The organism is Pseudomonas sp. GV085 (assembly GCF_003050925.1).
GTDB lineage: Bacteria > Pseudomonadota > Gammaproteobacteria > Pseudomonadales > Pseudomonadaceae > Aquipseudomonas.
Window position 1 is genome coordinate 15,125 of record NZ_QAOV01000013.1, and the last position, 25,981, is coordinate 41,105.

Annotated in this window: 17 protein-coding genes; 10 read left to right on the plus strand and 7 right to left on the minus strand. The window is 61.0% G+C overall.

Features of this window, described 5'->3' with window-relative positions:
* Nucleotides 1-138 precede the first annotated feature (138 nt).
* Nucleotides 139-3,627: a chromosome segregation protein SMC gene (gene smc / locus C8K63_RS23720; RefSeq protein ID WP_108218891.1), complete on the minus strand. Its 3,489-nt coding sequence runs from the start codon at nt 3,625-3,627 to the stop codon at nt 139-141.
* Nucleotides 3,628-3,629: 2 nt separating this feature from the next.
* Complete coding sequence (locus C8K63_RS23725; RefSeq protein ID WP_108218892.1) at nt 3,630-4,289, minus strand: GntR family transcriptional regulator; 660 nt, start codon at nt 4,287-4,289, stop codon at nt 3,630-3,632.
* 268 nt (nt 4,290-4,557) lie between these two features.
* On the opposite strand from C8K63_RS23725, the gene xdhA reads away from it, so the two are divergent.
* The 4 genes from xdhA to guaD all read left to right on the plus strand — a co-directional run bounded on the left by xdhA (nt 4,558) and on the right by guaD (nt 10,704).
* Nucleotides 4,558-6,012, plus strand: coding sequence for a xanthine dehydrogenase small subunit (gene xdhA / locus C8K63_RS23730; protein WP_108218893.1), 1,455 nt, complete (start codon nt 4,558-4,560; stop codon nt 6,010-6,012).
* Complete coding sequence (gene xdhB / locus C8K63_RS23735; RefSeq protein WP_108218894.1) at nt 6,005-8,404, plus strand: xanthine dehydrogenase molybdopterin binding subunit; 2,400 nt, start codon at nt 6,005-6,007, stop codon at nt 8,402-8,404. The genes xdhA and xdhB overlap by 8 nt, the downstream gene beginning before the upstream one ends.
* Nucleotides 8,405-8,548: 144 nt before the next feature.
* Nucleotides 8,549-9,391, plus strand: coding sequence for a xanthine dehydrogenase accessory protein XdhC (gene xdhC, locus C8K63_RS23740; RefSeq protein ID WP_108218895.1), 843 nt, complete (start codon nt 8,549-8,551; stop codon nt 9,389-9,391).
* A gap of 8 nt (nt 9,392-9,399) precedes the next feature.
* Nucleotides 9,400-10,704 (plus strand): guanine deaminase, encoded by a 1,305-nt coding sequence (gene guaD, locus C8K63_RS23745; protein WP_108218896.1) that lies wholly within the window; start codon nt 9,400-9,402, stop codon nt 10,702-10,704.
* Nucleotides 10,705-10,875: 171 nt separating this feature from the next.
* Here guaD and C8K63_RS23750 read toward each other — a convergent pair whose 3' ends face one another.
* On the minus strand, nt 10,876-11,640 hold the full coding sequence (locus C8K63_RS23750) for a GntR family transcriptional regulator (RefSeq protein ID WP_108218897.1): 765 nt from the start codon (nt 11,638-11,640) through the stop codon (nt 10,876-10,878).
* A 356-nt stretch (nt 11,641-11,996) separates the two neighbouring features.
* Between C8K63_RS23750 and C8K63_RS23760 the strand changes: the two genes are divergently transcribed.
* On the plus strand, nt 11,997-13,190 hold the full coding sequence (locus tag C8K63_RS23760) for a benzoate/H(+) symporter BenE family transporter (RefSeq protein ID WP_108218899.1): 1,194 nt from the start codon (nt 11,997-11,999) through the stop codon (nt 13,188-13,190).
* A 160-nt stretch (nt 13,191-13,350) separates the two neighbouring features.
* On the opposite strand, the gene C8K63_RS23765 is transcribed toward C8K63_RS23760, so the two are convergent.
* Nucleotides 13,351-13,695, minus strand: coding sequence for a YggL family protein (locus C8K63_RS23765; RefSeq protein WP_108218900.1), 345 nt, complete (start codon nt 13,693-13,695; stop codon nt 13,351-13,353).
* Nucleotides 13,696-13,929: 234 nt separating this feature from the next.
* On the opposite strand from C8K63_RS23765, the gene dacB reads away from it, so the two are divergent.
* Nucleotides 13,930-15,390 (plus strand): D-alanyl-D-alanine carboxypeptidase/D-alanyl-D-alanine-endopeptidase, encoded by a 1,461-nt coding sequence (dacB, locus tag C8K63_RS23770; RefSeq protein ID WP_108218901.1) that lies wholly within the window; start codon nt 13,930-13,932, stop codon nt 15,388-15,390.
* 126 nt (nt 15,391-15,516) lie between these two features.
* Here the strand turns inward: dacB and C8K63_RS23775 are convergent, their stop codons facing one another.
* Together C8K63_RS23775 and rlmKL are read right to left on the minus strand one after the other, a co-directional pair.
* Entirely contained in the window at nt 15,517-17,925 is a 2,409-nt protein-coding gene (locus C8K63_RS23775) for a diguanylate cyclase (RefSeq protein ID WP_108218902.1), read from the minus strand.
* Nucleotides 17,926-18,120: 195 nt separating this feature from the next.
* On the minus strand, nt 18,121-20,391 hold the full coding sequence (gene rlmKL, locus C8K63_RS23780; protein ID WP_108218903.1) for a bifunctional 23S rRNA (guanine(2069)-N(7))-methyltransferase RlmK/23S rRNA (guanine(2445)-N(2))-methyltransferase RlmL: 2,271 nt from the start codon (nt 20,389-20,391) through the stop codon (nt 18,121-18,123).
* Nucleotides 20,392-20,919: 528 nt separating this feature from the next.
* Here rlmKL and rmf point away from each other — a divergent pair.
* Complete coding sequence (rmf, locus tag C8K63_RS23785; RefSeq protein ID WP_003223300.1) at nt 20,920-21,135, plus strand: ribosome modulation factor; 216 nt, start codon at nt 20,920-20,922, stop codon at nt 21,133-21,135.
* Between the two features lie 261 nt (nt 21,136-21,396).
* On the opposite strand, the gene C8K63_RS23790 is transcribed toward rmf, so the two are convergent.
* Nucleotides 21,397-22,416: a quinone-dependent dihydroorotate dehydrogenase gene (locus tag C8K63_RS23790; protein WP_108218904.1), complete on the minus strand. Its 1,020-nt coding sequence runs from the start codon at nt 22,414-22,416 to the stop codon at nt 21,397-21,399.
* Between the two features lie 228 nt (nt 22,417-22,644).
* Here C8K63_RS23790 and C8K63_RS23795 point away from each other — a divergent pair, with 228 nt between their 5' ends.
* From C8K63_RS23795 to C8K63_RS23810, 3 genes are all read left to right on the plus strand, one after another.
* Nucleotides 22,645-23,856 carry a CmpA/NrtA family ABC transporter substrate-binding protein gene (locus tag C8K63_RS23795; protein WP_108218905.1) on the plus strand — a complete coding sequence of 404 codons (1,212 nt, stop codon included), beginning with the start codon at nt 22,645-22,647 and terminating at the stop codon, nt 23,854-23,856.
* A 15-nt stretch (nt 23,857-23,871) separates the two neighbouring features.
* Nucleotides 23,872-24,447 carry an ANTAR domain-containing response regulator gene (locus C8K63_RS23800; RefSeq protein ID WP_108218906.1) on the plus strand — a complete coding sequence of 192 codons (576 nt, stop codon included), beginning with the start codon at nt 23,872-23,874 and terminating at the stop codon, nt 24,445-24,447.
* Nucleotides 24,448-24,767: 320 nt separating this feature from the next.
* Nucleotides 24,768-25,979, plus strand: coding sequence for a NarK/NasA family nitrate transporter (locus tag C8K63_RS23810; RefSeq protein WP_108218908.1), 1,212 nt, complete (start codon nt 24,768-24,770; stop codon nt 25,977-25,979).
* Nucleotides 25,980-25,981: the final 2 nt, after the last annotated feature.

Here is a 25,981-nt window from a genome sequence, read left to right on the forward strand (position 1 = left end):
TGACATTAAACTAGCACGACCAAAGGTAACTTTACACCGTCTACCACATTGGCTAGCGCGAATATGTCGATTGGCCAGCAGGTCGAAGCCAGTAAAAGAGTCCTACAAACCGTAAACACCCTTTCCTGCAACCACGACTCAGGCATCCACCATTGCCATCGCCTCCTCGACATCCACTGCCACCAGACGCGAACAACCGGGTTCGTGCATCGTCACTCCCATCAGTTGCTCGGCCATTTCCATGGCGATCTTGTTGTGGGTGATATAGATGAACTGCACTGTCTGTGACATTTCTTTTACCAATCGCGCGTAGCGTCCAACGTTAGCGTCATCCAGTGGCGCGTCAACCTCATCGAGCATGCAGAACGGCGCCGGGTTCAATTTGAAGATCGCAAAAACCAGGGCCAATGCGGTCAGGGCTTTTTCGCCGCCGGAGAGCAAATGGATGGTGCTGTTCTTCTTTCCGGGCGGCTGCGCCATGATTGTTACCCCTGTATCGAGTAAATCTTCGCCCGTCAGTTCCAAATACGCGCGGCCTCCACCGAAAACTTTTGGGAAAAGCGCCTGTAAACCGCCATTGATCTGATCAAAGGTATCCTTGAAACGGTTACGGGTTTCCTTGTCGATCTTGCGAATCACGTTCTCGAGGGTATCGAGCGCTTCCACCAGATCGTCGTTCTGCGCATCCAGATAACGTTTACGTTCCGATTGTTGCTGGTACTCATCGATGGCCGCCAGGTTGATCGCGCCCAGGCGCTGGATCCTCGCAGCGATGCGCTCGAGCTCTTCCTCGGCGTCCTTCTCGCTGGCCTCGGCGGTCAACGTCGCGAGTACGCCATGGAGATCGTAGCCGTCTTCCAGCAATTGGTCCTGCAAGGTCTTGCGGCGTACGCTCAGGGCCTGCCATTCCATGCGCTGGGTTTCGAGCTGGCTGCGAATCAACTGGGATTGCTGTTCGGCCTGGCTGCGGCGCTTCTCGGCGTCGCGCAGTTCGCGGTCGGCGTCTTCGAGGGCGATCTGCGCGGTCTTGAGTTCTTCGTCGACGGTCATGCGTTTGTCGAGCAACTCCTCGAGTTTCAGACGCAGTTCTTCCAGTGGCGCTTCGCCCTCCTCCAGATTGAGGCTCAGTTGCTCGCGTTTTTCCGTCAGCCGCTCGGACTGCATCTCCAGACGCTCCAGCGCCTGGCGTGTGGAATCGTGCTGCGCCTTGAGCGAGCCCAGACGCACCGCCAACTGGTGGGCGTGATCCTTGTGCTGCCGGGCTTCCTGACGCGCCCGGTCCAGACGTTCACGCAGGCTGTCGCGCTGGGCCAACAGCAACTCACGCTGCTCGGTGTCCAGCGCCATGCTGTCGAGGGCTTCCTGCAACTGCAGGCGCGCTTCGCCGATGTTCTCGTGTTCCAGGGCCCGCTGCTCGTCCAGCTCGGTGAGCTCTTCGTCGAGGCGGGTTCGGCGCAGGGTCAACTGTTCAGCCTTGGCTTTGCCGGCGGACAATTGAGCCTTCAATTCACCTTGCTGGCGTGCTTCGTCCTGCAGCAAACGGCGCAGATGTTCGCGACCGTTTTCCTGCTGACGCTGCTGCGCCCTGAGATTCTGCAGTCGGGTTTCCAGGGTTTCGACCGCGGCTTCGCGCTCTTCGCGTTCAAGGCCCAGTTGCTGGATTTCCTGACCGCGAGCGAGCACGCCGCTTTCGGCTTCACTGGCCCGACGCACCCGCAGAAAATGCCGACCGACCCAGTAACCGTCGCGGCTGACCAGGCTCTGCCCGGCAGCCAGTTGACCGCGCAAGGCCAGGGCCTGTTCGAGACTGTCGACCGGCTTGACCTGCCCCAGCCACGGCGACAGATCGATCTGCGCCTCGACCTTGTCCAGCAAGCTGCCCGGCACCCGTACGCCATCGCTGGCCGGGCTGAGCAAGCGCAGATCGCCTTGGGCGAACCCGGACAGATCGAAATCGTTGAAATCGTCGACCAGCACCGCTTGCAGGTCGGCACCAAGCACGGTTTCCACCGCCAGCTCCCAACCGGCCTCAACCTTCAGGCCTTCGGCCAGGCGCGGACGATTCGCAAGATTCTGTTCACGCAGCCATTCGGCGGTGCCGGTGCCCGGATCGAGCGCGGCTTGCTGCAAGGCTTCGAGTGAAGCCAGCCGACCGTTGAGCCGCTGCAAGTCGCCCTGGGCCTGCTGTTGTGCCGTCAGAGCCTGCTGCAGTTCCTGACGCAACTGTTCGAGCTTTTCGACCTGCGCTTCTTCGCTGGTCTGCAAATCCTCAAGGGTTGCTTCGGATTCGGCGAGCTGCTCGCTGAGCTCCATGATCGCCGCGTCTTCCGGGTCCGCCGAGAGCAAGGCGCGTTCTTCGCCAAGACGCTTCTGCCGGTCCGCCAGGCGCTCCAGGCTGGTTTCCAGTTGCTGGATCCGCGATTGCTGCACTTCGGCCTGACGTCGTGGTTCGGCCGCGGTGTGGTTGAACGTATCCCACTGCTCTTGCCAGCCGTGCATGGTGGTTTCGGACTCTTCCAGCGCGGCAGCGGCCTCTTCCGCGGCGGCGCTGGTGACTTCCTGTTCCGGGGTGAGCATGTCCAGCTCTTCGCCGAGGGTCAGCAGCAGCGTGCGGTCGTGGCCCAGGTGAGATTCGGTTTCCAGGCGAGCGCGCTCGGCTTCTTTCAGGTCGTCCTGCAACTGGCGCAAACGCTGCTGACCGTGCTGGATGCTCTGCTCGACCCGGGCAATATCGCCGCCAACCGAGTAGAAGCGCCCCTGCACCAGATTGAAGCGTTCCGAGAGGTCGTGGTGGCCGTCACGCAGGCGTTCGATGCTTGCGTCGGCATTGCGCTGTTCGGCCACCAGGGCTTCGAAAGAAACTTCCTGGTTGCCGATGATCGCTTCACGCTGGCCGACCTGATCGTTCAGCGCCTGCCAGCGCAGGGCCGACAGCTGGGCCTTGAGCTGACGCTCCTCGCCCTTGAATTCCTGATACTTCTTGGCGGCCTCGGCCTGGCGGTGCAAGCGTTCGAGTTGACGCTCGAGCTCTTCGCGCAGGTCGGTCAGGCGCTCAAGGTTTTCGTGGGTGCGGCGGATGCGGTTTTCCGTCTCGCGCCGGCGCTCCTTGTACTTGGAGATGCCCGCCGCTTCTTCGATGAAGTTACGCAGGTCTTCGGGCTTGGACTCGATCAGCTTGGAGATCATCCCCTGCTCGATGATCGAGTAGCTGCGCGGGCCGAGGCCGGTGCCGAGAAAGATATCGGTGATGTCGCGGCGCCGGCATTTGGTGCCGTTGAGGTAATAGGTGGTCTGGCTGTCGCGGGTCACTTTGCGGCGAATGGAAATTTCCGCATAGGCGGCGTACTCGCCGAGCAACGTGCCGTCGGAATTATCGAATACCAGTTCGATGCTCGCCTGGCTCACCGGTTTGCGGCTGGTGGAGCCGTTGAAGATGACGTCGGTCATCGACTCGCCGCGCAGGTTCTTCGCCGAACTCTCGCCCATCACCCAGCGTACGGCGTCGATGATGTTCGATTTGCCGCAGCCATTGGGCCCGACCACCGCCGCCATGTTACTGGGGAAGTTCACCGTAGTCGGGTCGACGAAGGACTTGAACCCCGCCAGCTTGATGCACTTGAGCCGCACGCTCAGGCGTCCGTCAGGGCAGAAACCACCAGATCGCAGCTGCGCTGGGCGTAAGCCGTCAGCACTTCGCGGATCTGCGGAAAATCACGGGCCAGCACGGCAGCGAGCAAGCGCTCGAACAGCTCCAGGAATTCGCTCATTGACGCTTTGCGCTGGTCCAGAGCAAGGAAATACGCGCGGCTCATGGCCGGCTGCAGATTCTCGACGGTTTCCTGCAAGTACGGGTTGTTGGCGAACGGATACGCGGCGCGCATCACATTGAAGCTGTCGTCGACGAAGGTGCGGATATCCTGACGCTCGTAGCTGGCCGTCAGGCGCTGCTGGATCTGCACGAACGGCGCCATGTCGGCCTGGGTTTTCCAGCTACTGGCCACCGAGTTACCGAGCAGAATGTAGAGCTCGCTCATCAATGTGCACAGGCTCTGCACCTTGTGCGCGGTGAGTTCGGTAACGTGGGCGCCACGTCGCGGCAGGATCGCGATCAGGTGCCGACGTTCGAGGATCAGCAAGGCCTCGCGAACCGAACCACGGCTGACATTGAGGGCCAGCGTGACTTTCTGTTCCTGGATGCGCTCTCCGGGCTTCATTTCGCCGCGAATGATACGTTCGGCGAGGTGGTGAGCGATTTGCTCGGCGAGGCTGTCCGGCGCCTTGAACGTCATGGTTGTTCTTCAAACTCTTCGATCTGTACAAGCGGCGCAGTGTAGCGCAATTGCTGCATCAGGGCGGAGTGCCCGCCCGGAGGTTTTTGGCACGATTCAAGCAAAAAAAGCAGGCGATCGAACCAACGACAATAATTAAGGAACAGGTGGTTAGTCGACAAATTGCAATTTCCTGACCCTTAAGTCAGAAAATCATTGACCGAAAAGTCAGACCTGCTAAATTCAGTTCCTGTCGGTTAACAACAATAATGAGTCTGCGAGGCCTTCCGTGATCCAGTTTTTACTAAACCAGGAACTCCGTAGCGAGCACGCCCTGGACCCGAACCTGACCGTGCTCAATTATCTGCGCGACCATGTGGGCAAGCCCGGCACCAAAGAAGGCTGCGCCAGCGGTGACTGCGGCGCCTGCACCGTGGTGGTCGGCGAATTGCAGACCGATGACGACGGCCGTGAACACATTCGCTATCGCAGCCTCAACTCGTGCCTGACGTTCGTGTCGTCCCTGCACGGCAAACAGCTCATCAGCGTTGAAGACCTCAAGCACAAGGGTGAACTGCACAGCGTGCAGAAAGCCATGGTCGAGTGCCACGGCTCGCAATGCGGCTTTTGTACCCCCGGCTTCGTGATGTCGCTGTTTGCCCTGCAAAAGAACAGCGATGCGCCGGACCATGCCAAGGCCCACGAAGCACTGGCCGGCAATCTGTGCCGCTGCACCGGCTACCGGCCGATCCTGGAAGCCGCCGAGCAGTCCTGCTGCGCCAAGCAACCGGACCAGTTCGACGCCCGCGAGGCCGACACCATCGCGCGCCTGAAAGCCATTGCCCCGACCGATATCGGCGAACTCAACAGTGGCGACAAGCGCTGCCTGGTGCCGCTGACCGTGGCCGACCTGGCCGACCTCTACGACGCTTATCCACAGGCCCGCCTGCTGGCCGGCGGTACTGACCTGGCGCTGGAAGTCACGCAGTTCCACCGCACTCTGCCGGTGATGATCTACGTCGGCAACGTCGCCGAGATGAAGCGCATCGAACGTTTTGACGATCGCCTGGAAATCGGCGCCGCCACGGCCCTGTCCGATTGCTACGAGGCCTTGAACGCCGAGTACCCGGACTTCGGTGAATTGCTGCATCGCTTCGCGTCGTTGCAGATCCGCAACCAGGGCACCCTTGGCGGCAACATCGGTAACGCCTCGCCGATTGGTGACTCACCGCCCCTGCTGATCGCCCTCGGCGCGCAAATCGTGCTGTGCAAAGGCGAAACCCGCCGCACCCTGGCACTGGAAGATTACTTCATCGATTACCGCGTCACGGCGCGCCAGGAAAGCGAGTTCATCGAGAAGATCATCGTGCCGCGCGCCAGCGTCGAAAAACTGTTCCGCGCCTACAAGATCTCCAAGCGCCTGGACGACGACATTTCTGCCGTGTGTGCAGCCTTCAACTTTCGCCTGGAGAACGGCGTGGTCGCTGAAGCCCGCGTCGCCTTCGGCGGCATGGCGGCCATCCCGAAACGCGCCGCTGCTTGCGAAGCCGCGTTGCTCGGCTCGCCATTCAACAGCACCACTATCGAGCGTGCCTGCGCTGCCCTGGCCGAAGACTTCACGCCGCTCTCGGACTTCCGTGCCAGCAAGGAATACCGCCTGCTCAGCGCGCAGAACCTGCTGCGCAAATACTTCATTGAACTGCAAACACCGCACATCGAGACTCGGGTGACCGCTTATGTCTAATCATCACGCCGTAGAGAAGACCCAAGCCGAACTGGCTGAACTGTTCGCCAAGGACCTGACCACCGGTGTCGGCCGCAGCGTCAAGCACGACAGCGCCGCCAAGCATGTGGCCGGCGAAGCGCAGTACATCGACGATCGCCTGGAGTTTCCAAACCAGTTGCACGTCTATGCACGCATGTCAGACCGTGCCCATGCCCGAATCATCAGCATTGACACCGCGCCCTGCTACGCCTTCGAAGGCGTGCGCATCGCCATCACCCACGAAGACGTGCCGGGCCTGAAAGACATCGGTCCGTTGCTGCCGGGCGATCCGCTGCTGGCCATCGATACTGTGCAATTCGTCGGTCAACCGGTGCTCGCCGTGGCCGCGAAAGACCTGGAAACCGCGCGTAAAGCGGCCATGGCCGCGATCATCGAATACGAAGACCTCGAGCCCGTGCTGGATGTGGTCGAAGCCCTGCGCAAACGCCACTTCGTACTCGACAGCCACACCCACAAACGCGGCGATTCGGCCACGGCGCTGGCCACCGCCGAGCACCGCATCCAGGGCACCCTGCACATCGGCGGCCAGGAGCACTTCTACCTGGAAACCCAGATCTCTTCGGTGATGCCCACCGAAGACGGCGGCATGATCGTCTACTGCTCCACCCAGAACCCCACCGAAGTGCAGAAACTGGTGGCCGAAGTGCTGGACGTGTCGATGAACAAGATCGTCGTCGACATGCGCCGCATGGGCGGCGGTTTCGGCGGCAAGGAAACCCAGGCGGCGAGCCCGGCGTGCCTGTGCGCGGTGATCGCGCACCTCACCGGCCAACCGACCAAGATGCGCCTGCCGCGTGTCGAAGACATGCTGATGACCGGCAAGCGTCACCCGTTCTATGTCGAGTACGACGTCGGCTTCGACAGCACCGGCCGCCTGCACGGCATCAACCTGGAACTGGCCGGCAACTGCGGTTGCTCGCCTGACCTGTCGGCGTCGATCGTCGACCGGGCGATGTTCCACTCGGACAACTCGTACTACCTGGGCGACGCGACCATCAACGGTCACCGCTGCAAGACCAACACCGCGTCGAACACCGCCTACCGTGGTTTCGGCGGCCCGCAAGGCATGGTTGCCATCGAAGAAGTGATGGACGCCATCGCCCGTTACCTGGCCCTCGATCCGCTGGCGGTGCGCAAGGCCAACTACTACGGCAAGACCGAGCGCAACGTCACCCACTACTACCAGACCGTCGAGCACAACATGCTCGAAGAGATGACCGTGGAACTTGAAGAAAGCAGCCAGTACGCCGAGCGTCGCGAAGCGATCCGTCGCTACAACGCCAACAGCCCGATCCTGAAAAAAGGCCTGGCGCTGACCCCGGTGAAATTCGGTATCTCTTTCACCGCCAGCTTCCTCAACCAGGCAGGTGCCTTGGTGCACGTCTACACCGACGGCAGCATCCACCTCAACCACGGCGGCACCGAAATGGGCCAGGGCCTGAACACCAAGGTCGCGCAGGTCGTGGCCGAAGTGTTCCAGGTGGAAATGGACCGCGTGCAAATCACCGCGACCAACACCGACAAGGTGCCGAACACCTCGCCGACCGCCGCTTCCAGTGGTGCCGACCTGAACGGCAAGGCTGCGCAGAACGCGGCTGAAACCATCAAGAAACGCCTGGTGGAATTCGCCGCGCGCCAATACAAGGTCAGCGAAGAAGACGTGGTATTCCACAACGGCCACGTGCGGGTCCGCGATCACATCCTGACCTTCGAAGCACTGATCCAGCAGGCGTATTTCGCCCAGGTGTCGCTGTCGAGCACCGGCTTCTACAAGACCCCGAAAATCTACTACGACCGCAGCCAGGCCCGTGGCCGTCCGTTCTACTACTTCGCCTTCGGCGCGGCGTGCTGCGAGGTGCTGGTCGATACCCTGACCGGCGAATACAAGATGCTGCGCACCGACATCCTCCACGACGTCGGCGCCTCGCTCAACCCGGCCATCGACATTGGTCAGGTCGAGGGCGGCTTCATCCAGGGCATGGGCTGGCTGACCATGGAAGAGCTGGTGTGGAACGACAAGGGCAAGCTGATGACCAACGGCCCGGCCAGCTACAAGATCCCGACCGCGGCGGACATGCCGCTGGACCTGCGCGTCAAGCTGGTGGAAAACCGCAAGAACCCGGAAGACACGGTGTTCCATTCCAAGGCCGTGGGCGAGCCGCCGTTCATGCTCGGCATCGCTTCGTGGTGTGCGATCAAGGACGCCGTGGCGAGCCTGGGCGATTACAAGCATCAACCGAAAATCGACGCACCGGCGACTCCGGAGCGGGTGCTGTGGGGTTGTGAGCAGATGCGCCAGCTGAAGGCGGCGAAGGCTGTCGAGACCGAGACCGAGTTGGCTTCGCTCTAGACCGAGGTGCGGCCTTCGCGAGCAGGCTCGCTCCCACAATGGATCTCCAGTGGGCACAAATTTTGTGAATGACAGAGATCAACATGTGGGAGCGAGCCTGCTCGCGAAGAGGCCCGAACAGACAACAAAGATGTCGAGGTGAACATGTACAACTGGATCGACGCCCTCGCCGACCTGCAAAACCGGGGTGAGCCCTGCGTGCTGGTCACCATCATCGAAGAGCTCGGCTCGACGCCGCGCAATGCCGGCTCGAAGATGGTCATCAGCGCTAACCAGAGCTTCGACACCATCGGTGGCGGGCACCTGGAATACAAGGCCATGAAGATCGCCCGTGAGATGCTCGCCAGCGGCAAGCAGGACACGCATCTGGAGCGCTTCAGCCTCGGCGCCAGCCTGGGCCAATGCTGCGGTGGTGCGACGGTATTGCTGTTCGAACCGATGGGCCAGGTGCAGGCGCAGATCGCCGTGTTCGGTGCCGGCCACGTGGGCCGAGCGCTGGTGCCACTGCTCGCTGGCCTGCCTTGCCGGGTGCGCTGGATCGACTCGCGGGAGGAAGAATTCCCCGAGCAGATCCCCCATGGCGTGCGCAAGATCGTCAGCGAAGAACCGGTGGATGAAATCGATGACCTGCCCGCCGGCAGCTATTGCATCGTGATGACCCACAACCATCAACTCGACCTCGAACTGACCGCTGCGATCCTCAAGCGCAACGACTTCGCCTACTTCGGCCTGATCGGTTCGAAGACCAAACGGGTGAAGTTCGAACATCGTCTGCGCGACCGCGGTTTCGACAGCAGCGTTGTGCAACGCATGCGCTGCCCGATGGGCATCGGCGAAGTCAAAGGCAAGCTGCCTGTGGAAATCGCCATCTCCATCGCCGGCGAAATCATCGCCACCTATAACGCGAACTTCGGGCAGCACACCGCCAGCGCCGGATCGATTGCCAAACTGCTGCCTGCGTCACGCCGCAGCCAAGCCTCCCATTGAGAATCCCCATGCCACTGACTCGCAAAGCCTACCGCGCCGCCATCCTGCACAGCATCGCCGACCCTGCCATCGTTGGTATCGAAGCGTCCTACGAGTATTTCGAAGACGGCTTGCTGGTTGTGGATAACGGCCAGATCAGCGCCCTCGGCCACGCCAGCGAACTGCTGCCGACCCTGCCGGCTGACGTCGAAATCACCCACTATCAGGACGCACTGATCACTCCCGGCTTCATCGACACCCATATCCACCTGCCGCAAACCGGCATGGTCGGCGCCTATGGCGAGCAGTTGCTGGACTGGCTCAACACCTACACCTTCCCGTGCGAAAGCCAGTTCGCCGACAAGGCCCACGCCGACCAGGTCGCGGACATTTTCATCAAGGAATTGCTGCGCAACGGCACCACCACTGCGCTGGTATTCGGCAGCGTGCACCCGCAATCGGTGAACTCGTTCTTCGAAGCGGCCGGGCAGCTCGACCTGCGGATGATCGCCGGCAAGGTGATGATGGACCGCAACGCCCCGGACTACCTGACCGACACCGCCGAATCCAGCTACGTGGAAAGCAAGGCGCTGATCGAGCGCTGGCACGGCAAGGGTCGCCTGCACTACGCGGTCACCCCACGCTTCGCACCGACCAGCACTCCGGAACAGCTAACCCTGGCCGGCCAGTTGCTGAGCGAATACCCGGATCTGTACATGCAGACCCACATCAGTGAAAACCTCAAGGAAATCGAGTGGGTCAAGGCGCTGTTCCCGGAGCGCAAGGGCTACCTGGACGTCTACGACCACTACCAGTTGCTCGGCGAGCGCTCGGTGTTCGCCCACGGTGTGCACCTGTGCGATGACGAGTGCGCGCGACTGGCGGAAACCGGTTCGGCCATCTCGTTCTGCCCGACCTCGAACTTCTTCCTCGGCAGCGGCCTGTTCAACCTGCCGATGGCCGAGAAGCACAACCTCAATGTCGGCATCGGCACCGATGTCGGCGGCGGCACCAGTTTCTCGCTGCTGCAAACCCTCAACGAAGCCTACAAGGTCATGCAACTGCAAGGTGCGCGCCTGAGCCCGTTCAAGTCGCTGTACCTGGCCACCCTCGGTGGCGCCCGCGCGCTGCGCCTGGAAGACAAGATCGGCAACCTGCAACAGGGCACCGACGCCGACTTCCTCGTGTTGGACTACAACGCCACACCGCTGCTGGGCTATCGCCTGAAGCAGGCCAATAACATCGCCGAGACGTTGTTTGTGTTGATGACGCTGGGTGATGACCGGACTGTGCTGCAGACCTATGCGGCAGGGAATCTGGTGCATCAGCGCTAAATTCTGCCGGGCATAAAAAATCCCCCGTATTCGTCAGATTCCGGGGGATTTTTTTGATCCTCTGTAGGAGCGAGCTCGCTCGCGATGAAGCCGAGGGCGCCACGGGGTGTCAGGCTTCCCGCGTAATCGTTAACGACCATCGCGAGCAGGCTCGCTCCTACAGGGGCGGTGTTAGATTTTCGCCGGCGAGCGCCCTGGCTTCTTGGTCTGCAACAAATGCGAGAACACCGCATGCAGATCATCTGAAGCACTTTCCTCGTCGAGGTTGAGCTTGCTGTCGATGTGATCCATGTGATGCATCATCAGGTTGACCGCCAGTTCAGCGTCGCGCTTCTCGATGGCGTCGATCAACTGGGTGTGCTCGTCGTAGGAGCAGTGGGAACGGTTGCCGCTTTCGTACTGGGCGATGATCAGCGAAGTCTGGGACACCAGGCTGCGCTGGAAACTGATCAACGGGGCGTTTTTCGCCGCTTCAGCCAGTTTCAGGTGGAATTCGCCCGACAGGCGGATACCGGCACCACGGTCGCCACGGGAAAAACTGTCGCGCTCGTCGCTGACCATCTGGCGCAATTCGGCAATCTGCTCGGCGGTTGCGTGCTGAACGGCCAGCTCGGTGATCGCGCGCTCGACCAGACGGCGGGCCATGAACACCTGGCGCGCCTCCTCAACACTCGGACTGGCGACGACGGCGCCGCGATTCGGACGCAGCAACACCACACCTTCATGGGCCAGGCGCGACAAGGCGCGGCGAATGATGGTGCGGCTGACCCCGAAAATTTCCCCCAGCGCTTCTTCGCTCAACTTGGTGCCGGGCGCCAGGCGCTGTTCGAGGATGGCCTCGAAGATATGCGCGTAGACAATATCGTCCTGGGTACCGCTACGGCCGGCTTTGCCTGCTCGCGGTTGTTTCTTTAGGGGTTGCAACTGTTCGTTCATGGGCACTCGAGTCGGAAGAACTGCGGCGAATTGACGGTGACTGTATTACGGCACGGCGGGTCGCTGGCAAGTATCGCGTAAATAACATAACGATTGTACACAATGGACGGTGGCAACACGACTGTACGGCTGAATGTTGCTTCGGCTGTATCGCAACGTCTGGTTACTTTTGAGTTTAGGCTTGTTCGCAGAATCCGCCTTTGTAACGCGATCCCTGTGGGAGCGAGCTTGCTCGCGATGGCGGTGTCACATTCAGCACTCCTGTTGGCTGATCCACCGCTATCGCGAGCAAGCTCGCTCCCACAAGGTTCAGCGTTGCCGCAGACATCTTCATCTGTAAAAGGAACACCCCCGTCATGAACGACGCCACGCACATGCAAATCCGCCCGTTGGCCGACACCTCGCCCTCGGCCATCGTCGCCGGATTCATCGCCATGATGACCGGCTACACCAGTTCCCTGGTGCTGATGTTCCAGGCCGGGCAAGCGGCAGGCCTGAGCAGCGGGCAGATTTCTTCGTGGATCTGGGCAATTTCCATCGGCATGGCGGTGTGCTCCATCGGCCTGTCCTTGCGCTATCGCACGCCGATCACCATTGCCTGGTCGACCCCCGGCGCCGCGCTGCTGATCACAAGCCTGGGCGGCGTGAGCTATGGCGAAGCCATCGGTGCCTATATCACCTGTGCGGTACTGGTGACGATTTGCGGGCTGACCGGCAGCTTCGAACGGCTGATGAAAAAGATTCCAGCATCCCTGGCCGCTGCCCTGCTGGCGGGGATCCTGTTCAAGATCGGCAGCGAGATTTTCGTCGCAGCGCAACACCGCACCGCCCTGGTACTGGGGATGTTTGTCACTTATCTGGTGGTCAAGCGCCTGTCGCCACGCTATGCAGTGTTGGCGGCATTGCTGATCGGCACGGCATTGTCGGGCTTCATGGGGCTCCTGGACTTCAGCGGTTTCCACCTGGAAGTGGCCACGCCGGTCTGGACCACGCCGCACTTCTCCCTGGCCGCGACCATCAGCATTGGCATCCCGCTGTTTGTCGTCGCCATGACCTCACAAAACATGCCCGGTATCGCCGTATTGCGCGCCGATGGCTACACGGTGCCCGCCTCGCCGCTGATCACCACCACCGGCATCGCCAGTTTACTGTTGGCACCGTTCGGCTCCCACGGGATCAACCTGGCGGCGATCAGCGCGGCGATCTGCACCGGACCGCACGCCCATGAGGATCGCCACAAACGCTACACCGCAGCCGTCTGGTGCGGAGTTTTCTACGGGATCGCCGGGGTGTTCGGCGCGACGCTCGCAGCATTGTTTGCCGCGCTGCCCAAGGAACTGGTGCTGTCGATTGCGGCGCTGGCGCTGTTCGGCTCGATCATCAACGGCTTGAGCATCGCCATGAGCGAAGTGAAGGAACGTGAAGCAGCGCTGATCACCTTCATGGTCACGGCATCGGGGCTGACGCTGTTTTCCATCGGGTCGGCGTTCTGGGGGATTGTCGCGGGGGTTGTGACGCTGCTGATCCTGAACTGGCGCAAGGCACTGTAGGAGCGAGCTTGCTCCGGGCGGCGTTCCGACGATGAACCTGAGAGCACTGCGGGGTGTCAGGTTTCCAGCGTTATCGTTGACGACCTTCGCGAGCAAGCTCGCTCCTACAAAAAAAAGCAAAAAAAACGGCGACCCTTGGGTCGCCGTTTTTTTCAGAACATCAAGCTACCGGATTGATCGGCTTTTCCGGGTACCAGACGTCCAGCAGCGGGCTGACTTCAACGCTGGTCAGCTCGGTGCGGCCTTTGAGCCAGGCTTCAACGGCAGCGCGCTGTTCAGCGCTGACCGAGCCACGCTTCTGCAGGCAAACCAGACCGTAGTCGTCGCCGCCAACATAGCCCAGACCGTTGGCTTCCATGGCTTCTTTGAGGAACGCGTCGAGGAAAGCATCAATGGCTGCATCAGCCAAATCTTCTTTGAAATCCAGGTTCAGTTCGAAACCCAGCTCTTGAAATTCATCGACGCACAGTTTTTTGCGCAGACGCTGGGAACGGTTAGTCGCCATTGAAACAATCCTCTTAAGTAATAACGGCCGGCACTTTAGCAGTTTAAGCCGCCGATTGCCTGACTCTCTGGGCCACGATGCCTACCGTCGGTAAAAAAATAGCCGATCAGAATGCCCGCGCACGGCACAAGCGGCGACACCTTGGGGCATAATGCCGACACTTTCATGACCATTGAGGGAATTTATCTCCATGCCCTCACCTTATTTCCCCTCGGCTGTAGGGTTTTATTTCAGATGATCAAATCTTTGCGTCCATTGCTGTTGGCCGGTTTTCTTCTCCCCCTGGCCCTTCCCGTTTACGCCGCTCCAATCAATACCGCGTTGTCGCCCAACGTTGAAAAAGCCCTGAAAGCCAGCAAGTTGCAGGACAACGCCCTGTCGCTGGTGATGATCCCGCTCACCGGCCCCGGCACCGCGACGGTGTTCAATGCCGACGTCTCGGTCAACCCGGCGTCGACCATGAAACTGGTCACCACCTACGCGGCCCTGGAAATGCTCGGCCCGAACCACCAGTGGAAAACCGAGTTCTACACCGACGGCACCTTGAGTGGCGGCATTCTCAACGGCAACCTCTACCTCAAGGGCGGCGGCGATCCGAAGCTGAACATGGAAAAACTCTGGTTGCTGATGCGTGACCTGCGTGCCAACGGCGTGACCCAGGTCACCGGCGACCTGGTGCTGGATAAAACCTTCTTCGTGCAACCGCAACTGCCGGAGTTCAATGACGACGGCAACGACGAGAACAAGCCGTTCCTGGTCAAACCCGACTCGCTGCTGGTCAACCTCAAGGCGCTGCGCTTCGTCGCGCGTAATGACTCGGGCAAGGTGCTGGTCTCGGTGGAACCGCCGATTGCGACCATCCGCATCGACAACCAGGTCAAGGCCCTCAATTCCAAACAATGCACCGGTGGCGTGCGTTACAACCCGGTGACGCAGGCGGATGGCAGCATGACCGTGACGGTCGGCGGCCAACTGGGTGAAGGCTGCAGCTCGCAGACTTACCTGTCACTGCTCGACCACGCGACCTACACCGCCGGCGCCGTCCGCGCGATCTGGAAGGAACTGGGTGGCAGCATTCAGGGCAAGGATGTGCTGGCGCCAACACCGAAAGATGCCAAGGTCCTGGCCCGGGCGTTCTCGCCAGACCTGGCGGAAATCATCCGCGACATCAACAAGTACAGTAACAACACCATGGCCCAGCAGTTGTTCCTGAGCCTGGGCCAACGCTTCCGCACCGATGCCGATGGTGACGACGCCAAGGCCGCCCAGCGTGTCGTGCGTCAGTGGCTGGCGAAAAAAGGCATCACCGCGCCGCACCTGGTGATGGAGAACGGTTCCGGCCTGTCCCGTGCCGAGCGTGTCAGCGCCCGGGAAATGGCCTCGATGCTCGAAGCTGCATGGCACAGCCCGTATGCCGCCGAGTACATCAGTTCGATGCCGATTGCCGGCACCGACGGCACCATGCGCAAGCGCCTGAAGACCACTGCGATGCGCGGCGAAGCCCACGTCAAGACCGGCACCCTGAACACCGTGCGGGCGATTGCCGGCTTCAGTCGCGACGTCAACGGCAACACCTGGGCGGTGGTGGCGATCCTCAACGACAAGGCCCCGTTCGGCGCCTCTTCGGTGCTCGATCAGGTGCTGCTGGACCTGTACCACCAACCGAAAGTGCCACAGACGGCTTCGGTGCTGTAAGCACAGCACTGCCCCCTGTGGGAGCGAGCCTGCTCGCGAAAGCGTCAGCCCAGTCAATACTGATGGTGACTGACACTCCGCTTTCGAGTTCAGGCTCGCTCCCACAGGTACCGCATGCACTCCGGATTAATTCATCTCCCCCTCAACCCGATCCCTTCCCGCCTGCTTCGCCGCATAGACCCCCGAATCCGCGCGCAACAGCAAGGCATCGGCGCCCTCGCCGGCCCGCCAGCTGGCAATCCCGAAACTGGCGGTAACCGTACCGACATCTTCAATGGGTGAACTGCGCAAGCCTTGCCACAATTGCCGGGCCAACATATAGGCATGTTCGCCGCGGATATCCGGGCACAGCACCATGAACTCCTCACCGCCCAGGCGGCAGAACACATCGGTACGGCGCAGCCGGTGACCGATCCGTTCGCACACTGCCTGCAACACCCGATCACCGATGGCATGGCCGTGCAGGTCATTGATGCGCTTGAAATGGTCGATATCGAGCATGATCACCGACAGATTCCCACCGCCGCGCTCCACCCGGGCCATTTCGGTGGTCAGGCGTTCCTGGAAATAACGCCGGTTGTAGATACCGGTCAGCGAATCGGTGACCGACAACGCGCGCAATTCTTCCTCCACCCGCTTCATATCGGAAATGTCCGAGATGTAGCCGTGCCACAGCACACCGCCACCGGGCAGTTCCTCCGGAGTGGCTTCGCCGCGCACCCAACGCAAACCACGTTGCGGCAGTTGCACCCGGTATTCCTCGCGCCAGGGGCTGAGGGTGTCGGCCGAGGCGCGGATCGAGGCACGGACACGGGTGGTGTCCAGAGGGTGAATCCGGGTGAAGATCGCTTCGGCATTGAGCACCAGCACGTCGGGTTCGAGTTCGTAGATCTCGCGAATGCCGTCGCTGGCGTAGATCACACTGAAGCGTCCGTCGAACTCCATCTTGAACTGATAGATGCCACCGGGCACGTGGGCACTGAGTTTCTTCAACAGCAGGTCCCGCGCCGCGAGCGCTTCGTGGACCCGTTTGCGTTCGGTGATGTCGATGCACACCGCCAGGTGCCCGACCCACAGGCCTTGCTCGTCGAGCACTGGCGTGGTGAGCATGTTGACCATCAAATGGCTGCCATCGCCGCGCATCAGCGTCCACTCCCGCGCCTCGTGGTTGCCCTCCACGTCGCCTTCGACCAGCATCGCGTGGCAGGTTGGAACCGGCTTGCCATAGCGTGCGCTCAACTGCGCCGAGCGAGCGACCAACTCCCGGGACAGATGCAGGTTCTCCAGGGTCATGTGCCCCACCACCTCGGCACTGGTATAGCCAAGCATCTGCTCGGCACCGGCGTTGAAGGTACTGATGACGCCGCGCAAGTCGGTGGCGATGATCGCGACCTGGGTAGCGGCATTCAGCACGCCACGCAATTGACCATGGGTACGACGCAGCTCCTGTTCTCGATCCCGCAGCTCCCGGGTGCGTTGCTCGACCAGTTTCAGCGCCCGCTGCCGCTGACTGACCAGCACATACAGCAAGGCACTGAGCAACACGCTGAGCAAACCACCCAACACCACCAGACTGGTCACGGAAGAATGGTTGGCCTGCACGAACGTGTCGCTGGGCTGGATATCGACTTGATAGTCATGGTCGGCCAGGCGCAACAGGCGCGTGGCCGACAACTCGCTGATAGCCGGCGGGTTGGCCGATTCGAACAGCACCTCGTGCTGCTCGGCGGTCGACAAATCGAGGATACGCACCGAGAGATAGTCACGGCTCTCTTCCGGCAGTCCGTCCGCCAGCAACTGGCGCATGCTGATCACTGCCATGACATAACCGTAGGGTTTCGTGGCTTTGTGGTCCTGACTGTTATGTTGCGTGACCGGCGTGACCGGCGTGACCAGCAGCACGCCTCGCGCATAAGCCGGCTCGATACTCACAAGCTGCATCGGTTGCGACACTGCCATGCCAGCACGCTGATCGGCCCGATCGAGCGTGGCACGCCGTAACGGCTGGGCCAGCAAGTCGTAACCGAGGGGGGAGCCGAGTCTGCTTTGCGTCTGGCTATACAGGACCGCTACGTATTCATCTCGCACGCCGGCCAGTTGCAATTGGCCATCAGCGTTGAGTTCTCTCAGGGTGAAGCTGCTCAAGCCTTCGTCACGCACTCGCCCCTCGAACGCCGCCCGCTCGTCACGAGTGACCCGTTTGGCAAAGGAATAAGCCTGGGTTCGCAGTAGTAAAGGCTGGGTGTAACCGTCGAAATCCGCTCGAGAAACCGAATCGGAGTTGGCGAAAAACCGGCGCAGGCCATCGAGACGCTGCTCCTGATCTTCAAAACGCTCTTCGATACGGCTGTAACGCTCACTGGCCAGCAGTTGAAAGCGTTGCCGCAATTGATGGTGAAACAGATTCAGCGTCGACCACGCCAGTAACCCGGTGAGCACCCCGCCGACAAGCAATACCAACAGCGCGACCAGCCAGGCCGAAACATCTTCGCTGATAAAACCCAGGATCTTGGGGCGCACGGCGTGCAACGACATAAAACGCAAACTCAAAACGCCAGGTGCGGAGAAGCCCTTTGGCCATGGACTGAGTTATAGCTATTAGCCACTAATTTGACCAGCACTGTAGGAGCGAGCTCGCGATGGACTCAAGAACACCGCGTGCATTCAGAAAGCACGCGTTATCGTTGTCGACCATCGCGAGCAGAGCTCGCTCCTACACAGATCCAGGTGTCAACGTGCCATGATTTTCCAGGCGCGATGGATTTTGGCGTTGCGGGAAAAATCCGGATCGATGGTCTGGGCAGTGATCTCCTCGACGGCATAACGCTCGCCGAGATTGGCTTCCAGTTCGAACTTGCGGAAGTTGTTGGAGAAGTACAACACACCGCCGGGCGCCAGTCGCGCCATGGCCAGGTCAATCAATTGCACCTGGTCGCGCTGCACGTCGAAGACACCTTCCATGCGCTTGGAGTTGGAGAACGTCGGCGGGTCGATGAAGATCAGGTCGTACTCGTCACGACTGGCTTCAAGCCACGCCATCACATCGCCCTGCTCCAGGCGGTTCTTGTCGGAAAAACCGTTCAACGACAGGTTGCGCCGCGCCCAGTCCAGATAGGTTTTCGACAGGTCGACACTGGTGGTGCTGCGCGCGCCGCCCTTGGCCGCATGCACACTGGCCGTTGCGGTGTAGCAGAACAGATTGAGGAAGCGTTTGCCGGCCGCCTCCTTCTGGATACGCATGCGCATCGGCCGATGGTCGAGGAACAGCCCGGTGTCGAGGTAGTCGGTGAGGTTCACCAGCAGCTTCACGCCGCCTTCATTGACTTCGACGAACTTGCCCTGCGCCGCCTGGCGCTCGTATTGTTTGGTGCCGCTCTGACGCTCGCGGCGCTTGACCACCACGCGGCTCTTGTCGATGTTCAACGCCTGCGGGATGGCTGCCAGGGCATCGAACATACGGCCCGAGGCCTTTTCCGGATCGATGGATTTCGGCGCGGCGTATTCCTGGACGTGGACCCAATCGTGATACAGGTCGATGGCCATGGAGTATTCAGGCATGTCGGCGTCATACACGCGGTAACAGTCGATGCCTTCACGCTTGACCCACTTGCCCAGGGCCTTGAGGTTCTTTTGCAGGCGGTTGGCGAACATCTGCCCGCCTTCGCTCAGGCGCGGCTGCTCGACCACCGGCGCCGGAGCCGGCATCGGTTTGATCGGGTTGCCGTTCTTGTTGAACTTGCGTTCCTGCGGCTCGTTCGGCGCCTGATCGTAGGCGGCTTGCTCACGCTCGATCTGGCGCTGCTCCGGGGTACGGCGCTCGCCGGTGACGAACTGGTCCGGCAGCACCTTGATCAGCAGCAGCTTGCACGGCAAGGCACCGTTCCAGAACGAATACTGCTTGTGACTGCGGATACCCATGCGCTTGCCCAGGTCCGGCGCGCCGGTGAACACCGCCGCTTCCCAGTTCAGGCAGGCCTGACGCAGGCGCTCGCCAAGGTTCTGGTAGAGGTAGAGCAGGCTCGCCTCGTCACCCAGACGCTCGCCGTATGGAGGGTTGCAGATCACCAGGCCTTTCTGGTTCTGGTCCGGGCGCGGCTCGAAAGTCGCGACCTCACCCTGGTAGATTTTGATCCACTCGCTCAGGCCGGCACGTTCGACGTTGTTGCGGCCCGGTTGAATCAGCCGTGGGTCGGCTTCGTAACCGCGAATCCACAATGGTGTTTTGGCCAGGCCGGCAGCGGCGCGCTCGGACGCTTCTTCGTGGAGTTTTTTCCACAGCGCCGGGACGTGACCGAGCCAGGCGGTGAAGCCCCACTGCTCGCGACGCAGGTTCGGCGCGATGTCGGCGGCGATCATCGCCGCTTCCACCAGGAAGGTACCGACACCGCACATCGGGTCGGCCAGCGCGCCGCCTTCGGCCGCGATACGTGGCCAGCCGGAACGGATCAGGATGGCGGCCGCGAGGTTTTCCTTCAGCGGTGCCGCACCTTGCTGCAGGCGATAGCCGCGCTGGTGCAGGCTGTGGCCGGACAGATCAAGGGAAAGAATGGCTTCGCCACGGTCCAGGCGCAGGTGAATGCGCAGGTCCGGGTTGAGCTTGTCGATGGACGGACGGTCGCCTTGCGGGGTGCGCAGCTTGTCGACGATGGCGTCCTTGACCTTCAGCGCGCCAAAGTGGGTGTTGTCGATACCCGAGCCATGACCGCTGAATTCGACGGCCAGGGTGCCGTCATTGAGCATGTGGTCTTGCCACTCGATGTCCAACACGCCGTGGTACAGGTCTTCGGCGTCCTTCATCGGGAAACGTTTGAGCACCAACAGCACGCGGTTGGCCAGACGCGACCACAGGCACAGGCGATAAGCGGTTTCCATGGTGGCCATGCCGCGCACGGCCGAGGTGTGCTCCCGCGCTTCCTCAAGGCCAAGCCCGACGGCTTCCTCGATGAGCAGGCCTTCAAGGCCTTTTGGGCAAGTGAGGAAGAGTTCGAAACGATCGGACATGGGAATTCCAGAACCTTTAGCTGAGTGACCGGGCAACGCATTGCCGGTCCGGTTTTCAATCAGGCGCTTTTCTCGAAGAGCGCCCGCGTGGCACGAAGGTGTGCCGCTCCACCCCTGCTGCCCGGGTTAAATGAGCTTAGATGCAAGGACAGATAAAAAAGTTGATGCAACAAAATGTCATAAGTCGACCCTTCGTCGAATAGTGCTTCCCGGCAACGGGAGCCATTCTCACTAAAGGATTAAGCCCATCATCCAGCGCAGGGCCGATCATACCGGGGTTTGGCCAATAAATACGGTAAAACACGCTGTTACTTATGGCCTTAACACATGAACAGTTACGTCCTTATGACAAAACGATCATTCCCTCGATGTGACGCATTGGTTAGAACTCAATACAGGTTGGCGCCGCAATGACGCCAACACTTTGGCTCGTCACGCCGGCAACGAGCCCCCAACGGCAGGGTTTCCTGCCAGACCTCAATTGAGGTCGACGCGATAAATACAGTCAACAAGTGAGGGCAACACCCTATGAGAAGACTTAAGCGTGATCCGTTGGAAAGAGCATTTTTGCGCGGATATCAATATGGCGTTGGTGGTAAATCCCGTGAGCTTTGCCCATTTACTCTACCGTCGGTACGTCAAGCCTGGATCAACGGCTGGCGAGAAGGACGCGGCGACAACTGGGACGGTATGACCGGCACTGCGGGAATCCACAGACTCAACGAACTTCACGCCGTCGGCTAATTACAGGGCATAACACTCCGACACGACAATCTGACTTTGTACTGAATTAACCATGCGCGTCCCATCCGGACGGCGGGCTCCGGCCCAGGGGCTCCTTTTATGGAGCCCTTTTTTATGCTCGCTCGTTGGTCCAAACAATCCCCTGTAGGAGCAGCCGGTCGACGCTCGATTGCTCGCGATGGACCTCAACGATGACGCAGCGCATCTGGTAGCCAGCGTTGTCTGTAGGTTTTTCGCGAGCAAGCTCGCTCCTACAAAGGATCAGCGTAGCGCTGCGATTGCGTCTACCGACTCGCGAATCAGCGCCGGGCCTTTGTAGATGAAACCCGAGTAGATCTGCACCAGGCTCGCGCCTGCGGTGATTTTTTCTGCGGCGTGCTTGCCTTCGGTAATGCCGCCGGCAGCGATGATCGGCAGTCGACCACCCAGCTCCGATGCCAGCACTGTCACGGTGTGGGTGCTCTTGTCGCGAACCGGTGCGCCGGACAAACCACCGGCTTCGTCACCATGCTCCAAGCCTTCGACGCCTACGCGGCTCAGGGTGGTATTAGTCGCAATGACGGCATCCATTCCGGTTTCGATCAGCGCTTGCGCAACCTGTGCGGTTTCTTCGTCGCTCATGTCTGGCGCAATCTTGATCGCCAGCGGGACATGTTTGCCATGACGCAATGCCAGTTCCGCGCGGCGCTCGGCCAGATCGGCCAGCAACTGCTTGAGCGAGTCGCCAAATTGCAGGCTGCGCAGCCCCGGCGTGTTCGGCGAACTGACGTTGATCGTCACATAGCTGGCGTGGGCGTAAACCTTGTCCAGGCAGATCAGGTAGTCGTCCACGGCACGCTCGACCGGCGTATCGAAGTTCTTGCCGATGTTGATGCCCAGCACGCCCTTGTACTTGGCGGCCGCCACACGAGCCAGCAGGTGATCGACGCCCAGGTTGTTGAAACCCATGCGATTGATGATCGCCTCGGCTTGCGGCAAACGGAACAGGCGTGGCTTCGGGTTGCCCGGCTGCGGACGCGGCGTGATGGTGCCGATTTCGACAAAACCGAAACCCAGTTGGGCGAAACCATCGATGGCCGCACCATTCTTGTCCAGACCGGCGGCCAGTCCCACCGGATTCGGGAAGTCCAGGCCCATGACATTCACCGGCATCTTCGCCGGGGCCTTGCACAGCAAGCCGTTGAGCCCAAGACGCCCGCCCGCGCCGATCAGGTCCAGGGACAGATCGTGGGAGGTTTCCGGGGAGAGTTTGAACAACAGCTGACGGGCCAGGGTGTACATGGGCGGATTTGACTCGATTGGCGGCGAATTGAGGCGGCGATTATAGCCGGGCATCGGGGCTGCAAGCGAGGCGCGTGAGCAAATCAGCGGTTAATGGCATATGCCTTGCACCAATCCAGGTACCAGCACCCATGCCGACGACGGAATGTGTGCAAAGACAATGGCGTCGTCCACGGCCTGCTCATGCAAGGACTCGGGACGACGTTTTTTTTGCAAGGTGAACACGCGATGAACGAACCGTCAGCCGGCCCTCTGGCCTGGGTCAATGGCAGCGATGCCCCGGAAAAAACCGAAATCAATCTCGGCTTCATGGCCCTGAGCGACTGCGCCTCGGTGGTGGTCGCCGCCACCCAGGGCTTCGCCCAACCCCACGGCTTGACCCTGAATCTCAAGCGCCAGTCGTCCTGGGCCAACCTGCGGGACAAACTGGTCAGCGGTGAACTCGATGCCGCCCACAGCCTCTACGGTCTGATTTACGCCGTACACCTGGGCATCGGTGGCGTGGCGGCGACCGACATGGCCGTGCTGATGGGCCTGAATCAGAACGGCCAAAGCATCAATCTGTCCGGCGGCTTGCAGGCGCTTGGAGTGACCAGTCCTGAAGCACTGGATCGGCACGTGCACCAAACTCGCTCAAAACTCACCTTCGCCCAGACTTTTCCAACAGGCACCCACGCCATGTGGTTGTATTACTGGCTCGCCAGCCAGGGCATTCACCCATTGCAGGATGTCGACAGCGTGGTGGTGCCGCCACCGCAAATGGTCGCGCACCTGCGAGCCGGGCGTATCGACGGGTTCTGCGTCGGCGAACCCTGGTCCGCCAGCGCCGTGCAACAGGACCTCGGCTTCACCCTGGCCACGACCCAGACCCTCTGGCCCGATCATCCGGAAAAAGTCCTGGGCTGCACCCGCGCGTTCGTCGAGCAATACCCCAATACTGCCCGGGCATTGGTGAGGGCGGTTCTGGAGGCCAGCCGCTTCATCGAAGAAAGCACCGAGAATCGCCGCAGTACCGCACAATTGCTCAGTGCCGATCAGTACCTTGACGCGCCACTGGACTGTATCGAACCGCGCCTGCTGGGCGAATACGCCGACGGCCTTGGCCATCGCTGGCAAGACCCGCACGCACTGCGCTTGCACGGGGATGGCGAGGCCAACTGGCCGTACCTGTCCGACGGCATGTGGTTCATGACCCAGTTCCGCCGCTGGGGCTTGTTGCGCGATGACCCGGACTATCTCGCGGTGGCCCGGCAGGTCCAGCAACTGGGCCTCTACCGTGAGGCCGCCAGTGCCGTCGGCGTCGCCTCGCCAGCCGAGGAAATGCGCAGCAGCCAGTTGATCGACGGCAAAATCTGGGACGGCTCGGACCCGGCCGGTTATGCCCGCAGTTTCAAACTGCACGCCATGAGCGACAGCTCCCCTCGATCCGCCAGCCGCTGACAGGAGACCACGAACATGCTGCGTATCCTGCTGATCAACGACACCGCGAAAAAAGTCGGACGCCTGAAGGCCGCCCTGACCGAGGCCGGATTCGAAGTGATCGATGAATCCGGCCTGACCATCGACCTGCCCGAACGCGTCGAAACGGTGCGTCCGGATGTGATTCTGATCGATACCGAGTCACCGGGTCGCGATGTCATGGAACAAGTGGTGCTGGTGACTCGCGACCAGCCACGACCGATTGTGATGTTCACCGACGAACACGACCCCGGTGTGATGCGACAGGCGATCAAGTCCGGAGTCAGTGCCTACATCGTCGAAGGCATTCACGCACAACGCCTGCAGCCGATTCTCGATGTGGCCATGGCGCGCTTCGAAAGCGATCAGGCCTTGCGTGCCCAATTGCAGGCCCGCGACCAGCAACTGGCCGAGCGCAAGCGCATCGAACTGGCCAAGGGGCTGCTGATGAAAATGAAGGACTGCAACGAAGAAGAAGCCTACACCCTGATGCGCCGCCAGGCGATGAGCCGCCAGCAGAAGCTGATTCAGGTGGCGGAGCAGATTATTGCCATGAGCGAACTGCTGGGTTGAACAACATAAAGATCGCAGCCTTCGGCAGCTCCTACGGGATGCACACATTCCCCTGTAGGAGCTGCCGAAGGCTGCGATCTTTTTTGCTTTACCCAAATTTCCGATATGGCACAGATCTGGCTAGGTAATCGGTACAGGTAACCAACGGCGGTTGCCCCACCTACGACAAAGACGTCGCGCACCTCATTTGCCCCAGGCGAATCGGGTGGCGGCGTTTTTTCGTTTTGGCCCCACAGCACGGGGCCGGTGGTGCGGCCGTAACGGCGCCCCACCTGCAAGCTCATGACTCCTTTCGAGACTCTTCACAGCTGAGGTGCGCGATGAATTCAAGCTTCTGGAAATCTGGCCATACACCCACATTGTTCGCAGCCTTCCTCTACTTCGACCTGAGCTTCATGGTCTGGTACCTGCTCGGTCCGTTGGCGATACAGATCGCCGCCGACCTGCACCTGACGACGCAGCAACGCGGGCTGGTGGTCGCCACGCCTATCCTGGCCGGAGCGGTCTTGCGTTTCGTGATGGGGATGCTGGCTGATCGCCTGTCGCCCAAAACCGCCGGGCTGATCGGTCAGGTCATCGTGATCTGCGCGCTGTTCGGCGCCTGGAAACTCGGTATCCACAGCTACGAGCAAGCGTTGCTGCTGGGTCTGTTCCTCGGCATGGCCGGCGCTTCTTTCGCCGTCGCCCTGCCCCTGGCATCGCAGTGGTATCCGCCGCAGCATCAAGGCAAGGCCATGGGCATCGCCGGTGCGGGGAACTCGGGCACGGTGTTCGCCGCATTGATCGCTCCGGTGCTGGCGGCGGCGTTTGGCTGGAGCAACGTGTTCGGGTTCGCCCTGATCCCGCTGATTCTGGCCTTGATCGTCTTCGCCTGCCTGGCCAAAAACGCCCCCGAGCGGCCAAAAGCCAAAGCCATGGCCGACTACTTCAAGGCCCTGGGCGATCGCGACAGCTGGTGGTTCATGTTTTTCTATAGCGTGACGTTCGGCGGTTTCATCGGCCTGGCCAGTGCCCTGCCCGGTTATTTCAACGACCAGTACGGCCTGAGCCCGGTCACTGCCGGCTACTACACCGCTGCCTGTGTGTTCGGCGGCAGCCTGATGCGCCCTCTGGGCGGCGCGCTGGCCGACCGGTTCGGCGGCATTCGGACCTTGTTGGCGATGTACACCGTCGCGGCGATCTGCATTACCGCTGTCGGCTTCAACCTGCCGAATTCCTACGCCGCACTGGCACTTTTCGTCTGCACCATGCTCGGTTTGGGTGCAGGCAATGGCGCAGTGTTCCAGTTGGTGCCGCAGCGTTTTCGTCGGGAAATCGGCGTGATGACCGGTCTGATCGGCATGGCCGGCGGCATCGGTGGGTTTGCCCTCGCGGCCGGCATGGGCGCGATCAAGCAAAGCACCGGCAGCTATCAACTGGCGCTGTGGTTGTTCGCCAGCCTCGGCGTACTCGCCTGGTTCGGTCTACATGGGGTGAAACGTCGCTGGAGAACCACTTGGGGTTCGGCAGCCGTCACCGCTGCACGGGTGTGAGG

Bases quoted from the DNA above. Each gene is read 5' to 3' on its own strand.
- C8K63_RS23795 (WP_108218905.1), top strand. From the start codon at position 22,645: ATGAACGAACCGTCAGCCGGCCCTCTGGCCTGGGTCAATGGCAGCGAT.
- rmf (WP_003223300.1), top strand. From the start codon at position 20,920: ATGAGAAGACTTAAGCGTGATCCGTTGGAAAGAGCATTTTTGCGCGGA.
- xdhC (WP_108218895.1), top strand. From the start codon at position 8,549: ATGTACAACTGGATCGACGCCCTCGCCGACCTGCAAAACCGGGGTGAG.
- C8K63_RS23760 (WP_108218899.1), top strand. From the start codon at position 11,997: ATGAACGACGCCACGCACATGCAAATCCGCCCGTTGGCCGACACCTCG.
- C8K63_RS23750 (WP_108218897.1), bottom strand. From the start codon at position 11,640: ATGAACGAACAGTTGCAACCCCTAAAGAAACAACCGCGAGCAGGCAAA.
- xdhB (WP_108218894.1), top strand. From the start codon at position 6,005: ATGTCTAATCATCACGCCGTAGAGAAGACCCAAGCCGAACTGGCTGAA.
- C8K63_RS23810 (WP_108218908.1), top strand. From the start codon at position 24,768: ATGAATTCAAGCTTCTGGAAATCTGGCCATACACCCACATTGTTCGCA.
- guaD (WP_108218896.1), top strand. From the start codon at position 9,400: ATGCCACTGACTCGCAAAGCCTACCGCGCCGCCATCCTGCACAGCATC.
- C8K63_RS23725 (WP_108218892.1), bottom strand. From the start codon at position 4,289: ATGACGTTCAAGGCGCCGGACAGCCTCGCCGAGCAAATCGCTCACCAC.
- C8K63_RS23775 (WP_108218902.1), bottom strand. From the start codon at position 17,925: ATGTCGTTGCACGCCGTGCGCCCCAAGATCCTGGGTTTTATCAGCGAA.
- C8K63_RS23790 (WP_108218904.1), bottom strand. From the start codon at position 22,416: ATGTACACCCTGGCCCGTCAGCTGTTGTTCAAACTCTCCCCGGAAACC.
- C8K63_RS23765 (WP_108218900.1), bottom strand. From the start codon at position 13,695: ATGGCGACTAACCGTTCCCAGCGTCTGCGCAAAAAACTGTGCGTCGAT.
- C8K63_RS23800 (WP_108218906.1), top strand. From the start codon at position 23,872: ATGCTGCGTATCCTGCTGATCAACGACACCGCGAAAAAAGTCGGACGC.
- rlmKL (WP_108218903.1), bottom strand. From the start codon at position 20,391: ATGTCCGATCGTTTCGAACTCTTCCTCACTTGCCCAAAAGGCCTTGAA.
- dacB (WP_108218901.1), top strand. From the start codon at position 13,930: ATGATCAAATCTTTGCGTCCATTGCTGTTGGCCGGTTTTCTTCTCCCC.